General features: G+C 63.6%; 13 protein-coding genes. 7 read left to right on the forward strand and 6 right to left on the reverse strand.

Going from position 1 to position 13179, the window contains the following annotated elements:
* Nucleotides 1–115 precede the first annotated feature (115 nt).
* Nucleotides 116–970, forward strand: coding sequence for an alpha/beta fold hydrolase (locus tag NJU76_RS02335; RefSeq protein WP_254531203.1), 855 nt, complete (start codon nt 116–118; stop codon nt 968–970).
* A gap of 30 nt (nt 971–1000) precedes the next feature.
* Nucleotides 1001–1525, forward strand: a complete 525-nt coding sequence (locus tag NJU76_RS02340; protein WP_254531204.1) for an Lrp/AsnC family transcriptional regulator — start codon at nt 1001–1003, stop codon at nt 1523–1525.
* A gap of 43 nt (nt 1526–1568) precedes the next feature.
* On the opposite strand, the gene NJU76_RS02345 is transcribed toward NJU76_RS02340, so the two are convergent.
* From NJU76_RS02345 to NJU76_RS02365, 5 genes are all read right to left on the reverse strand, one after another.
* Nucleotides 1569–2024 (reverse strand): PaaI family thioesterase, encoded by a 456-nt coding sequence (locus NJU76_RS02345; protein ID WP_254531205.1) that lies wholly within the window; start codon nt 2022–2024, stop codon nt 1569–1571.
* Between the two features lies 1 nt (nt 2025).
* Nucleotides 2026–3981 (reverse strand): 3-hydroxyacyl-CoA dehydrogenase/enoyl-CoA hydratase family protein, encoded by a 1956-nt coding sequence (locus NJU76_RS02350; RefSeq protein WP_254531206.1) that lies wholly within the window; start codon nt 3979–3981, stop codon nt 2026–2028.
* 225 nt (nt 3982–4206) lie between these two features.
* Nucleotides 4207–5268: a phosphotransferase family protein gene (locus NJU76_RS02355; protein WP_254531207.1), complete on the reverse strand. Its 1062-nt coding sequence runs from the start codon at nt 5266–5268 to the stop codon at nt 4207–4209.
* A gap of 187 nt (nt 5269–5455) precedes the next feature.
* Nucleotides 5456–6205, reverse strand: coding sequence for an HAD family hydrolase (locus NJU76_RS02360; RefSeq protein WP_254531208.1), 750 nt, complete (start codon nt 6203–6205; stop codon nt 5456–5458).
* Nucleotides 6202–7404 carry a lactate 2-monooxygenase gene (locus tag NJU76_RS02365; RefSeq protein ID WP_254531209.1) on the reverse strand — a complete coding sequence of 401 codons (1203 nt, stop codon included), beginning with the start codon at nt 7402–7404 and terminating at the stop codon, nt 6202–6204. The genes NJU76_RS02360 and NJU76_RS02365 overlap by 4 nt, the downstream gene beginning before the upstream one ends.
* A 171-nt stretch (nt 7405–7575) precedes the next feature.
* Between NJU76_RS02365 and NJU76_RS02370 the strand changes: the two genes are divergently transcribed.
* From NJU76_RS02370 to NJU76_RS02390, 5 genes are all read left to right on the forward strand, one after another.
* Nucleotides 7576–8352, forward strand: a complete 777-nt coding sequence (locus tag NJU76_RS02370) for an SDR family NAD(P)-dependent oxidoreductase (RefSeq protein WP_254531210.1) — start codon at nt 7576–7578, stop codon at nt 8350–8352.
* 420 nt (nt 8353–8772) lie between these two features.
* The gene (locus tag NJU76_RS02375) at nt 8773–9195 is read left to right on the forward strand and encodes a flavin reductase family protein (protein WP_256566671.1); all 423 of its coding nucleotides are present in this window, start codon (nt 8773–8775) and stop codon (nt 9193–9195) included.
* A gap of 211 nt (nt 9196–9406) precedes the next feature.
* On the forward strand, nt 9407–10408 hold the full coding sequence (locus NJU76_RS02380; RefSeq protein WP_254531212.1) for a TIGR04024 family LLM class F420-dependent oxidoreductase: 1002 nt from the start codon (nt 9407–9409) through the stop codon (nt 10406–10408).
* 273 nt (nt 10409–10681) lie between these two features.
* On the forward strand, nt 10682–11683 hold the full coding sequence (locus NJU76_RS02385) for an AIR synthase family protein (protein WP_254532540.1): 1002 nt from the start codon (nt 10682–10684) through the stop codon (nt 11681–11683).
* Nucleotides 11684–12031: 348 nt separating this feature from the next.
* Entirely contained in the window at nt 12032–12748 is a 717-nt protein-coding gene (locus NJU76_RS02390; protein ID WP_254531213.1) for a bacterio-opsin activator domain-containing protein, read from the forward strand.
* Nucleotides 12749–12838: 90 nt separating this feature from the next.
* Here the strand turns inward: NJU76_RS02390 and NJU76_RS02395 are convergent, their stop codons facing one another.
* Nucleotides 12839–13153, reverse strand: a complete 315-nt coding sequence (locus NJU76_RS02395) for a HalOD1 output domain-containing protein (protein WP_254531214.1) — start codon at nt 13151–13153, stop codon at nt 12839–12841.
* Nucleotides 13154–13179: the final 26 nt, after the last annotated feature.

Genomic DNA, 13179 nt, shown 5'->3' on the forward strand with positions numbered 1-13179 from the left:
GCCACCGATGATGGTGTGTGAAACAGCCACACATAAACGCCGTGACAGTTGGCACAACGAGAGCGACGACACAACTACTCCGGCGTGTCGCGTCCGTCCGGACGGAGGGGACTAGATGATCGATCACGACACCTGGAGCGACCGGCAATCGGTGACGACGGTCTCAGTCGACGGACACGATCTCGAGGTCGCTTACCACGAGGACGGGGTCGACGGAGGCGAGGGGACGCCGGTCGTGTTCGTCCACGGCGTTCCGACCTGGTCGTTTCTCTGGCGCGACATCGTCGCGGACGTCGCCACGGACCGATGGACCATCGCGCCCGATATGCTGGGCTACGGCAACTCCGCGATGAGCGACGACTTCGACCGCTCGATCCGCGCCCAGGAACTGATGCTGGAAGCCCTGCTCGACGATCTCGGCGTCGACCGGGTCGCGCTCGTCGGCCACGATATCGGTGGCGGCGTCGCACTGCGCGTCGCCGCGCACAATCCCGACGTCGTCGAGCAACTAGTTCTTTCGAACGCCGTCTGTTACGACTCCTGGCCCGTCGAATTCGTCTCGAATCTGGGTCTGCCGTCGACCGCGGACATCGAACGCAAGGAACTCGAAAGTCGTCTCGATTCGGCGTTCGTCGAGGGAGCGTACGGCGAGGCCGATCCCGAGTTCGTCGACGGAATGAAAGCACCGTGGCTGACAGACGAGGGCCACGTGTCGCTGGTTCGCAACGCCGTCGCGACGAACACGAACCACACGACCGAGATCGATTATGGCGCGATCACCGCCGAAACGTTGCTCCTATGGGGGAAAGACGACGTGATGCAGCCATACGCCTACGCTGAACGATTGGCCGACGACATCGACGATACCGAACTCGCGCCGCTGTCGGAGTCCTACCACTGGGTTCCGGAGGACCGGTCGGACGCGTACGCCGATCGCCTTCGCGAGTTCCTGACCGATGGGAGGTTATAAAATGCAGTGTCACATGAGAGGCACGTTAGTATGAGTAAGGAACCACCGAACTGGGAGTTCAAGGATCGCGACATCGCGATCCTCAGCGAACTCTCGAACGATCCACAGTTATCGTCGCGGGAACTCACGCAGGTCCTCGAGTCCGAGTACGACATCGACGTCTCCCACGTCACCGTCAGCGAGTCGATCCGGCGGATGCGTGACGAGGGTGTCTTCCGCGAAGCGATCATCCCGAACGAGGAGTACTACATCTTCGCGCTGTTCGAGTTCAAATTCAATCCCGAGCACTTCGCCGACCACTGGCGAGAGGCGATGGATTACATCCAGGCGGACAAACACACTCTGTTTTTCTTCCTCTCGGACGGGGAATACCAGTGGAAAACGGTGATGATGTTTCGCGACCGCGAGGAGATCTCGAAGTGGATCCACAACTGCTACAGAGACTATGGCAAAGTCATCACGAACATTCGAAATTCGGCGGTTCACAACGTCCTCAAGTTCCAGACCGATCCGCGAATCTTCGAGGAACTCGGCGACGATCCCGGGACCGAGTGACCACGCCTGCGTCGAGTGTTCGTTTCGAACGCGTCCGAGGCGGCTAGTTGCTTCCCCGTCCGTTACGGAACAGCCGATAGGTGGTTCGCCCGACGGCGGCCTCACCGTCCACACCTGCGATGGTAACGTCGGTAACTCCAGTCGAACCGCCCGCACGAAGCACTTCGGCCTCGGCCCGCAGTTCGCCGGTCGCCGGTCTGAGGTACGAGACGTTGAGGTCGGTCGTCGTCAGGAAGGCTTCCGACGGATCGTCGAACGTAGTGCGGAGCGCAAATGCGCTCGAGGTATCGATCAACGTCGCGACGATACCGCCGTGGACCGGATCGTGTCCGTCGCTGCCGATCGGGTTTTCGAAGTCCTCGTTCTGTGCGAGGACGAGGACCGCCCGTCCGTCCTCGAGGTGTTCGACCTCGAGATCGAGCCACGACAGATAGCCGTGGCGTGCGACGAACGAATCCCATTCCGGCCACCCGGACGGGTCGTTCGGTCCCCCGGTCATTTCACTCGCCCTCGAATTCGGGCTCGCGGTCCTCGGCGAACGCGACGGTCCCTTCGAGGACGTCATCGGTGCTCGTCAGGAGGCCAAAGCCCTGGCTCTCGAGGGCGAGTGCGGCATCGAGGCTCGCGTCCTGCCCCTCGTTCATGACCTTCTTGGCGACCTTGAGACCGATCGGCGGACCCGTACGCAGGTCGTCGACGAACTCGTCGACGGTCCCGTCGAACTCGGTCCGGTCGACCGATCGGTTGATCAGCCCCCAGTCCTCGGCGCGATCGGCATCGATGTGGTTGCCCCGGAAGACCAGTTCCTTCGCGCGCGTTTCACCCAGGATTCGGGTGAGCCGCTGCGTGCCGCCACCGCCGGGGATCAGGCCGAGCCCGATCTCGGGTGAGCCGAACGACGAGCGTTCGGTGGCGATCCGCAGGTCACAGGCCAGCGCGAGTTCGAGGCCGCCGCCGAGACAGAAGCCGTCGATTTTCGCGACGACCGGGCGGGGGAAGTCGTTGACCGTCTCGAAGGTAGGCGTGACGTCCATCAGATCGGTCGGATCCGCGTCACTGAAGCCGGAGATGTCGGCGCCCGCGCTGAATGCCTGATCGCCCGCACCTTCGATCGTCGCACACCGAACCTCGTCGGTGTCGACCGAAGCGAAGAGGTCGTCGATCTCCGCGAGCAGATCAGCCGAGAGCGCGTTCAGCCGGGACGGCCGGTCGAGTTCGACCTGCAGGAGGCCGTCCTCGAGTTGGTAGTTCAGGTTGTGAAACGGACCGAGTTCGCCGTCGTCGTCGTAGTCGTAGAAGCCGGCGCCAGCGTCTTCACCGGTGTCGCCGTCGTCGACGAGTTCCTCGAGGTAGTGATGGGGTTCGAAGCGTTCGGCGCCCGTTTCCTCGTGGAAGGTCTCGAGTTTCTCGAGGACGGTGTCGAGGCCGATCTTGTCGGCGCGTCGGCAGATGCCCTCGGGGAACCCGAGGCCGAGCTGGACGCCCGTATCGACTTCCTCGGGTTTAGCGACGCCCTCACCCACGAGGTAGGCGGCGCGATTGATCATGCGCGCTTCGACGCGGAGCGTATCGAATCCCTCGCCGTCACCGGGCTCGTAGTCGGCGCCATCGCCGTCCTCGTAGTCGTAGAAGCCTTTGCCGGTTTTCTGTCCGAGTTCGCCCGCTTCGACTTTTTCCTCCGTAATTGGCGGGATCGGGCTCCCGCCTTCCTTGCGGACGTGATAGCCGACGTCGATGCCGGTGAGATCGCCGAGTTCGAATGGGCCCATAGGGTACCCGCGCTGGTGGACCATCGCGGCGTCGGCCTGTCGGATCGTGGCCTCTCCCTCGGAGACCATCCACGCCGGCTCGCCGCCGAACGGACCGACGATCGTGTTGACGACGAACCCGCGGACGTCCTTGCGGACGTAGATCGGCGTCTTATCGATCGACTCGACCCACTCGTAGCCGGCTTCGGCCGCTTCGTCGCTCGTCTCTTCGCCGTAGATGACCTCCACGAGGTCCATCTTCACCGGCGGGTTGAAGAAGTGCAGTCCGAGGACGCGCTCGGCGGAATCGACGACCTCCGCAATGTCCGTAATCGGCAGGCTCGAGGTGTTCGTCGCGAGCAGCGTGTCGTCGCTCGTGTACTCCTCAAGGTCCGAGAAGATGTCGTGTTTCAAGTCGAGTTCCTCGGGCGCGGCCTCGATCACGAGGTCGGCATCGGCGACGGCCTCCGCGAGATCCGTCGTCGTCTCGATCCGCGAGAGGACCTCGTCGGCCGGTTCGTCGATCATCTCCTTTTCCTCGAGTTTTCGGAGGCTCCATTCAATCGATTCGTAGCCGTCGTCGACGAACTCGTCTTTGATGTCACGCATCGTGACGTCGTAGCCGGCCATTGCCGTTACTTCGGTGATTCCGTGTCCCATGTTCCCCGCGCCGAGAACCGCAACGCGGTCAATGTTTTCGAGTGACATGGGCGTGTCGTCGGTCGGAAGTGTCTTAATTCCACCGACACGGCCTTACCATTGTTAAGAGTTCAATCAAGTCCGCCACAAACCGTATACAAATTCCCGTCCCTTCGAAACTCCTGTAATGTTTTCTTTCGTTTCCTCCGATCGTTCCGATTCTTTCGGTTCGAGGCCAGTCATCTCCCAGTCGACGAGGGTCGAGAAACGCGCCGAAGATGTGGATCCGGGTCCCTACAGTGGCTCGTCGCCTTCGATGATCCGCTTCGCCCGCGCGGCGAGTGCCGGGACGCGTTCGCGCATTTTCGGATACATCGGATCGTCGCTGTTACCCTCGAGGTAGCGCCGGAAGAACATTTCACCGAGCCCAGCGAGCTTGTAGACTGCCAGCGTCCGGTAGAATCGTTCCTGTTCGAATTCGTAGCCGGTTCGGTCCTCCCACCGTTCGACCAGTTCGGGTCGATTCGAGTAGCCTTCCCGCTCCATGAACTGGGTCGTTAGCTCTGGGATCGACGGCTCGGGATCTTTCGCGTCGCGCCAGTACGACAGCATCCAGCCGAGGTCGGCACGCGGGTCGCCAAGCGTGGCCATCTCCCAGTCGAAGACGCCGATGAGTTCCGGTGGCGTTCCCGGCGCGAACATGACGTTGTCGAGTTTGTAGTCGCCGTGAACGAGCGTGTGCGGGTGCTCGTCGGGAACGGACTCCTGAAGCCAGTCGCCGACCTCGTGGAGGTCAGGTACTTCCCGCTCCTCTTCGGTGACCTCGAACGCCCACGATAGTTGCTTCCCCCAGCGGTCGACCTGGCGTTGGGTGTACCCCTCGGGACGGCCAAATTCGCCGAGACCGATCGCCTCGTAATCGAGGTCGTGGATCTTCGCCAGATTGTCGACGAGTTCCTCACCGATCCGCTCGCGGTGTTCGGGGACGGCGAACCGCTCGGGCTCGTCCTCGCGGAGGACGTCCCCCTCGAGTTGCTCCATCACGTAGAAGTCGCTCCCGATGATGTCGTGATCGTCACAGGCGAGGACCGGTGTCGGAACGGGAACGTCGGTTTCCGCGACGGCGCTCGTCACGCGGTACTCCCGTAGAACGTCGTGGGCCGTGTCGGCGGTTTCGCCCGGTGGCGGCCGCCGGATGACGAGTTCTCGCTCACCCCACGTGACGAACAGGGTTTCGTTCGAGTGCCCCTCCTTGTGCCGGGCGATGTCGTACGTATCTACGGTCCCTAACTGTTCTTCCAGATACGCGACCAGCGCGTCCTCGTCGACGAGACGCTCGTAGTAATTCTCGCTCATATGGCTCGATGAGTCGATACGGTGGCGGCCGTCGGATCACGGTTCGAGCTCGACATGGTATACGGTATCATAACTGCGCTGCCTAACGAAAATAGTTACGTTGTCTATCGTATTGTACAATGTTCAACCCATTAATACAGTTTCCGTCCGCTCTCGATCGAATCGTCGATTCGATGCACGGTCCTCGTTACGCACTGTCGACCCGCTCTCTCCGTCCACGTACGATCTCGAGTACGTCGTCGGGCGACTCGATCCGATACGAGACTGCCGGTCCGTCGTCAGCTCCGAACGCCACGCCGTGTATTCCCATTTCCGCTGCCCCTTCGACGTCGTGTTCGTAGCGGTCGCCGATCATCAGCGACCGCTCAGGGGCGACGCCGGCTTTCCCGAGCGCCGCTTCGAAGATGGCCGGATCGGGCTTCGTTCGCCCGACCTCCTCCGAGGTGGTTATCGAGTCGAAGTATCTGCGGACGCCGAACTGCTCGAGCATCTGGCGGCCTTCCGCGTCGTCGACGTCACTGATGACGCCGACGTGCAGCGTCCAGTCGGCGAGGCGCGCGATCGTCTCCGGCGCTCCGGGAACCGGTTCGATCGACGTTCGAACGACGGTGTCGAAACGAGGTTCCCACTCCTCCCGCGGCACTGGCTCGCCGACGATGGACGCGATTCCCCTGTGATAGCCGTCGCGGGCGGAGCGAAACTCGGTACTGTCACGCTCGCGGAAATAGTCGCCGACGGTCGTTCGCCACGTGTCGATGGCCTCCTCGAGCGTCGCGTCGACGTCGTAACGCTCGAGGACGTCCGCGATGAAGTCCGCGTGGGCCGCCTGGACGGTGTCGAGCGCGAGGATGACGCCGCCGATGTCCCAGAAGACGGCCTCCCACTCGTCCGGGTCAGGATCCGCCGCGCCGGCGTCGACGGTCGCGTCCTCGCTCATCGCTCGGCCCTCCGAATCGTCGAGCGATCGACCTCCTCGAGGCTCGCACACCCCGAGAGTCCGACCGTCAGGTCCAGATCGGCCAGCAGGTTCTCGAGGACGGCACGTACGCCGTCCTCGCCGCCGATACCGAGCCCGAGCGCGTAGGGCCGGCCCAGTAGCACCGCGTCGGCTCCGAGCGCGATCGCGCGGACGACGTCACTCCCGCGTTGGACGCCACTGTCGAAGAGTACAGGCACATCCTCGTCGGGCTCCGTCACGTCGTCGACCGCGTCGACGACCTCCGGCAGCGCGTCCAGCGCGGGAATCGCGCCGTCGACCTGCCGGCCGCCGTGGTTCGAGACCACCATGCCGTCGATGCCGCGTTCGACAGCCTCGCGGGCGTCGTCGGGGTGGAGTACGCCCTTGATGACGACGGGGAGGTCGGTCCCCTCTCGCAGCCACTCGAGATCGTCCCAGGTCAGCGAGGCGTCGCCGAAACACGACTGCCAGGAGGCGATCGCAGCCACCTCGTTTTCCTGTGGGTCCGCCTCGAGCCGGTCGCGAAAGGCCGGATCTTCGAAGTAGTTCGTCAGGCCCTCGCCCTCGAGGAACGGGAGGTAGCCGAGTTCGATGTCGCGTTCGCGCCACCCCATCTTCGGAGTGTCGAGCGTGACGACGACGGCCTCGTAACCCGCGTCTTCGGCGCGCTCGAGGAAGCTGGCCGCCACGTCCCGATCGGCGCTCCAGTAGAGCTGGAACCAGCCGGGGCTCCCGCCGAGTTCGTCGCTGACGTCCTCGGTCGAGTACGAGGAGACGGAGCTACAGATCATCGGCACGTCGAATGCGCTCGCCGCACGGGCGACGGCCAGTTCGGCCTCCTCGTGGAGGATCGACTGGACGCCGATGGGCGCGAGCATCACGGGCGATGGGTATTCGTGGCCGAAGAGGTCGACCGACAGATCGCGCTCAGAGATGTCCCGCATCATTCGAGGGACGATCTGCCACCTGTCGAAAGCACGGTCGTTCGCCTCGACGGTCGATTCCGAGCCCGCGCCGCCTGCCACGTAGGCGAACGCCTCGTCACTGAGTTCCTCGCGAGCGCGTTCCACGAGGTCCTCGTAGGAGACGGGGAACTCGGGCGGTTCGTCCTCGAGCATCCCGTTGAGATAGACCTCGGCCTGTCGATCCGGTCCGTAATCGGGGGTGTCTGGTGACATGGGTGTGTTCTGTCGCGACGACCGTTCCGCCGTCGTCGTCTGAGTACCTGTGTCAGTGCCACCCATTCACTTAACGGTACGGTATCCATACCCATCTTTATTAACAGTTGCTGCAAATGGGGGAGTGTAGCTAACAATGGTAACTACAGTTCGGGACACAGGTGATCGCGTATGAGCACCGGACAGTTTAGCGTCGACGGCGAGACCGCCATCATCACGGGCTCTTCGAGCGGAATCGGTAAATCTATCGCCGAACGGTTCGCCGAGGACGGCGTCGACGTCGTCGTCTGCTCGCGCGAGCAAGAGAACGTCGATCCCGTCGCCGAGACGATCAACGAGAGCGAGCGCCCCGGGCGCGCGCTGGCGGTCGAGTGCGACGTGACCGACCGCGAGGCCGTCGAGGCGCTCGTCGAGGCTACCGTCGGGGAGTTCGGCGGGCTCGACGTACTGGTCAACAACGCCGGTGCGTCGTTCATGGCCGATTTCGACGATATCTCGCCGAACGGCTGGAAGACGATCCTGGATATCAACGTTACCGGCACCTACCACTGCACGCACGCCGCACGCGAGTCTCTGAAAGACGGCGGCGGCTCCGTGATCAATATGGCCAGCGTCGCCGGCCAAGACGGCTCGCCACTCATGAGCCCCTACGGCGCGGCGAAGGCAGCCATCATCAACCTCACGACAAGCCTCGCTGTCGAGTGGGCTGACGATGACGTCCGCGTCAACTGCATCGCGCCGGGCTACGTCGCGACGCCGGGCGTCGAGAGCCAGATGGGCGTCTCCGCGGACGCCATCGACCGCGAGGAGGTCGCACGCCGGATCGGAACCGTCGACGAGATCGCGGACGTCACGCAGTTCCTCGCGAGCCCTGCCTCGTCGTACGTCGTCGGCGAGACCATCACGGTCCGAGGCGTCCCGCAGATCGGCGAAGACCTCGACGTGTGACCATTTCGTGATCACGTGGTTCGAGCGGCCGCGGGCCGCTCGTTAGCAATGGACTACAGTGGATTCGCGGACGGGGTGATTCCGTCGGCGCTGGCAGTCGGCGTGTAGCGCCGGTGACGCGCGAAGCCCGGTGGGACGGCGTCCTGCTGATCTCACGGAAGCATCGCTCGTCGACCGCTCGGGACGTGGACCGACGCCACAGCGGTGATTCGTCAGGAGGGCTATCTGCCGTGACTCCGGCCAGCTACCGCGACACGAACGCTTATGCGGTGCGATTGGATCACTCATCGGGTAGGCATGACGGAATTTAGCTGAAAGAGAGGGTGCTAAGCCCCCGTCCTCGAGGAGTCGCCAAAGGCGACGAGTAGGGCGGGGTAGTTCACCTCGTACAACTACGTCGGATCGAGACGACCGGTGGTCGTGTTCAACTCGCCGAGCGAATCCTCTGGTCGGATGAAAGACACCGCGCGGAACGTACTGGAAACAGAGGAGTTCGCCGTGAACGTCGTCACCGAAGTGACCATCGAGCAGATGGACCGGACCTCCGTGAGCGTCCCGCCGGAGGAGAGCGAATTCGAGTTCGCCGACATTGAACGCGCACCCTGCCGTCACATCACGCCGCCACGCGTGGCCGACGCCGTTGTCACAATGGAGTGTACGCTGTACGACTCGATCGAAGTGTACGAGAAACTGATGATACTCGGTGATGTACACCACTACCACGTCTCCGATGCAGTGCTGACGAACGGAGCGATCGACTCTCGGAAGATCGATACCGTCGGTCGCCTCGGTGGACCCCACTATACCGTCAGCGATCCCATCGACTTCGAACGCCAGTTTTGATCGATCGTCTTTCTCTCTCGGTTCGTCCGTCACGGCGGCGGGTCCTCTCACCGCTCTCCTCGGTGCACCTTCGTTCTCCCGACCCCGTCGCTGAGAATCGCCGGTCGCGCGACTCGCGGAATCGTCCGATACTCGAGCCCAGCATAAACGGTATACCCCGTGCCTCCGGTTCCCATACAGCCAAAAGGAGCGGCTCCATCTATGAATGACGATGACTGACAGAGACGTCCACCTCCCCGTCGCCGCACAACCGACGATAGACTCGATCGCTGACTACGCGCGGACGGCCGAGAACGCCGGCTACGACTGTGCGTGGCTCCCCGAAACGTGGGGTCGCGACGGCGTGACCGTGCTCTCGGCGATGGCCGAACGGACCGAGACGATCGATATCGGCTCGAGCATCCTCAACACCTACTCGCGTTCGCCGTCGCTGTTGGGGCAGACGGCGGCGTCGCTGCAGGAACTCTCCGACGGCCGGTTCCGGCTCGGCCTCGGCCCGAGCGGCCCCGTCGTGATCGAGAATTGGCACGGCGTCGAGTTCGGGAACCCGCTCAAACGAACCCGCGAAACCGTCGAGATCGTCCGACAGGTACTCTCGGGCGAGACGGTCGATTACGACGGTGACGACTTCCAGCTCTCGGGCTTCCGTCTGCGCTGTGACCCGCCGGATACGACGCCGCCGATCGAGGTCACGGGCATGGGTCCGAAGGCCGTCGAACTCGCGGGTCGGTTCTCCGACGGCTGGCACGGGATCATGCTCACTCCCGAGGGGATGGCAGACCGCATCGAGGACATCGAGCGCGGTGCCGACCTCGGCGACCGCGACCCCGACGACGTGCAGGTCACCGCCGGCGTCACCTGCTGTGTGCTGGACGATCCCGACGAGGCCCGCGCGCTCACCCGCCAGCACGTCGCCTTCTACGTCGGCGGCATGGGAACGTTCTACCGCGACGCCCTCGAGCGCCAGGGGTACGACGAGGCGACCGAGATCTACGATTCGTGGCAGGAGGGCGACCGCGAGCGCGCCCTCGAACTCGTCGACGAGAACATACTCGACGACCTCTGTGCCGCCGGCGATCCGGAGACCGCCCGCGAGCAACTCGAGCGCTACGAGAACGTGGACGGCATCGACGCCATCGCGGTCAGCTTCCCGCGCGGCGCGGACGAGGAGCAGATCCGGCAGACGATGGAAGCGGTCGCGCCCGAGAGCTGAGCGGCTCTCGAAATTTCTCCGTGGCCGTCACAGGCTCTGCGACAGCAGTCCGGCCAAACCACGTTCGGGTGGGAATGAAAGGGGCGATGCTGCTCGCGGTGCGAAACGACGCAAGCACCGCAGGCGAGCGAAGCGAGCCGAGGCGCACAGCGAGTTGCAGTCCGTGAGCGGCTCGGGGCTTTCAGCGTGTTCGCGTAACGAGTTCCGAGTCCCTCACCCGTGGAAGACGAGTTCTTCGACAGCTACAAACGGCGCATCGTCCCAGTTCGTGGTATGCCCGGCAAGGTGAGCCCGGACGACCTTCTCGCGCACGTCTTCGAGCGGACGGGGGCGGCCGAGTCCGACGAGACGGTACTGCAGGGGCCCGCGGACGGCGAGGACGCCGCGGCGATCGACTGGCCCGACGGCGACGGCACGCTCGTGGTCAGCTCCGATCCGATCTCGCTCGCGGCCTCGCAAGTCGGACGACTCGGCGTCCCCGTCGCGACCAACGACGTCGCGGTGTCGGGGGCCGACCCGCGCTGGCTGACCGCCGTCCTCCTCCTCCCGACTGGGACCGACGAGCGCACGCTCGAGGCCATCACCCGCGACCTCGACGACGCCGCCCGGGAGATCGGCGCGTCGATCGTCGGCGGCCACTCCGAGTACGTCGACCGGCTCGAGCGCCCGCTACTCTCCCTGACGGCGATGGGAACGACCGATCGATTCGTCCCGACCGCGGGTGCGGAGGCCGGCGATGCCATCGTCCTCACCAAGGCGGCGGGGATCGAGGGAACGGCGATCCTCGGGGCCGACTTCGGCGAAGAACTCGGAGTCGACCCCGACGTCTGCGAGCGCGCCGAAGCGTTCCTCGAGGAGATCAGCGTCGTTCCCGACGCCCGTGTCGTCCGTGAGTACGCGACCGCGATGCACGACCCGACCGAAGGCGGTGTCACAGCGGGGCTCCTCGAGGTGGCTCGGGCTTCGAACGTCCGACTCGAAGTAGATCGCGACGCCGTGGCGATACGCGAGGAGACGGAACGGCTGTGCGAGGCAGCCGACGTCGACCCCTTGCGAATTTTCGGCTCCGGTGCGCTGATCGCGACCGTTCCCGCGAACGAACTGGACGACTGTCTCGCGTCCCTCGACGAAACGGGACTCGAGGCAGCCGAGATCGGGACCGTCTGTGAACTCGACGGTGAGGTACCGGAACTCCTGCTCGGCACTGACTCGATCACGGAGCCAGTCGAGGACGACCTCTATCCGCTCTGGGAGGCGGCCGACGACGGGCAGTGATTCGGTCTCGGCGTACCACCCCGGGGAGACATAGCTGATCACCATGGCGTCCCGAAACGTTGCGCTTCCGTCCTCGAGTCGCATCTGTGGGCCACCGTTCGTTCGTCCGGAGCGTGAACGTTCGTTTTGGCGTGTCAGTCTTCGTGAGATGCGGGTCGCCCCGATCGAACCGCTGATGAGTAACTCGAGAAACACTGGCGGATCGCCGATAGGGTTCGGTCGTGTGACGCACGCGTCCGGTCGGTGGTGCTATCTCAGCGGTGGATCGGCGGACGTCACTGCCACTATTTCCCAAAGGGCTTTGGGACAAAGGTAACGATCGAATCCCGATTACCATGATAGGTTGCAATGACTGAACAGCGACGGAGCGATCGGTCGGCGTCCGTCCGAGAAATCGAGTTCGACGTCTCCGCTGCGGCGTATCCGTTCGTCGTCGTCTCCGAGACGGCCGACTGTCGAATCGAACTGGCGGAGATGTTGCCCCGTGACGACGGGCAGTACGTCGAGTTCTTCACCGTCACCGACGCTGCTGCATCGAGAATTCTCGACGTTGCGGACGAGAACGACGTCGACATCCGTCTTCTCAGCGAACACCCGAACGGCGGATTGTTCGAGTTCCACGTCGATTCGTCGTCTCCAACCGTAATGCTCGCTGAGCTTGGGGCGCTTCTGCGGGTCGTCCAGGGCGTCGACGGTACCGGACGAATCATCGCTGAAGTCCCGCCACGATACGACGAGGTCGAGATCGTCGATGCGTTTCTCGAGGAAAACCCGAACGCGGAACTCGCGGCGAAGCGCGACAAAGACGAACTGGAACCGCTGTTCAGTCAGACCGCGTTCCGACAGAAACTTCACGCCCGGCTCACCGAGCGACAACACGAAGTGCTCGAGGCCGCGTTCGACGCCGGGTACTACGACTGGCCCCGCAAGTGCTCGGGCGAAGATGTCGCGGCTGAACTCGGGATCACCTCACCGACCTTTTCACAGCATATCCACGCTGCCGAACGAAAACTCCTCACGATGCTGTTCGAGGAACCGCAGAGCGGATCTCACCCACGTGAGTGATCGAGGGGGTGAGAAAGAACGATCGAGACACCGAGAGATCGAGAGAGAACGAAATCGGTTTCGAAGTCGGCACTGTCACAGATGCCTTCGCTACTCGAGTCGCTCGACGTCGATCCGTCCCTCGGCATCGACGGTAACCTTACAGCGTTCGAATCGGAACGATATCGTTCGCGGGCGAGCACCCGGTTTCCCGTGGGTCAGGAATCGGTCTAACGCGTCGGGGTCGATGGCGTCGTACAACGGTCGAATGCTCGTCACTTCCCTTCCGGTAACGTCCGCGACCGCCCGAACGACCGCCGACGACGGACTGTCGACCGATTTCCAATCGCAGTGGACGGTGTAACCCCCGTTTCCGTGATCCTCGCCACGCGGATCCGTCGACGGGGACGAATCGTTCCCTGTCATCGGATATCCCTCATCCGTACGAGCAA

The sequence above is a fragment of the Natrinema gelatinilyticum genome (assembly GCF_024266705.1).
Lineage (GTDB): Archaea > Halobacteriota > Halobacteria > Halobacteriales > Natrialbaceae > Natrinema > Natrinema gelatinilyticum.

Coding starts and splice junctions, on each gene's coding strand:
- NJU76_RS02335 (WP_254531203.1), top strand. CDS start 116: ATGATCGATCACGACACCTGGAGCGACCGGCAATCGGTGACGACGGTC.
- NJU76_RS02340 (WP_254531204.1), top strand. CDS start 1,001: ATGAGTAAGGAACCACCGAACTGGGAGTTCAAGGATCGCGACATCGCG.
- NJU76_RS02345 (WP_254531205.1), bottom strand. CDS start 2,024: ATGACCGGGGGACCGAACGACCCGTCCGGGTGGCCGGAATGGGATTCG.
- NJU76_RS02350 (WP_254531206.1), bottom strand. CDS start 3,981: ATGTCACTCGAAAACATTGACCGCGTTGCGGTTCTCGGCGCGGGGAAC.
- NJU76_RS02355 (WP_254531207.1), bottom strand. CDS start 5,268: ATGAGCGAGAATTACTACGAGCGTCTCGTCGACGAGGACGCGCTGGTC.
- NJU76_RS02360 (WP_254531208.1), bottom strand. CDS start 6,205: ATGAGCGAGGACGCGACCGTCGACGCCGGCGCGGCGGATCCTGACCCG.
- NJU76_RS02365 (WP_254531209.1), bottom strand. CDS start 7,404: ATGTCACCAGACACCCCCGATTACGGACCGGATCGACAGGCCGAGGTC.
- NJU76_RS02370 (WP_254531210.1), top strand. CDS start 7,576: ATGAGCACCGGACAGTTTAGCGTCGACGGCGAGACCGCCATCATCACG.
- NJU76_RS02380 (WP_254531212.1), top strand. CDS start 9,407: ATGACTGACAGAGACGTCCACCTCCCCGTCGCCGCACAACCGACGATA.
- NJU76_RS02385 (WP_254532540.1), top strand. CDS start 10,682: ATGCCCGGCAAGGTGAGCCCGGACGACCTTCTCGCGCACGTCTTCGAG.
- NJU76_RS02390 (WP_254531213.1), top strand. CDS start 12,032: ATGACTGAACAGCGACGGAGCGATCGGTCGGCGTCCGTCCGAGAAATC.
- NJU76_RS02395 (WP_254531214.1), bottom strand. CDS start 13,153: ATGACAGGGAACGATTCGTCCCCGTCGACGGATCCGCGTGGCGAGGAT.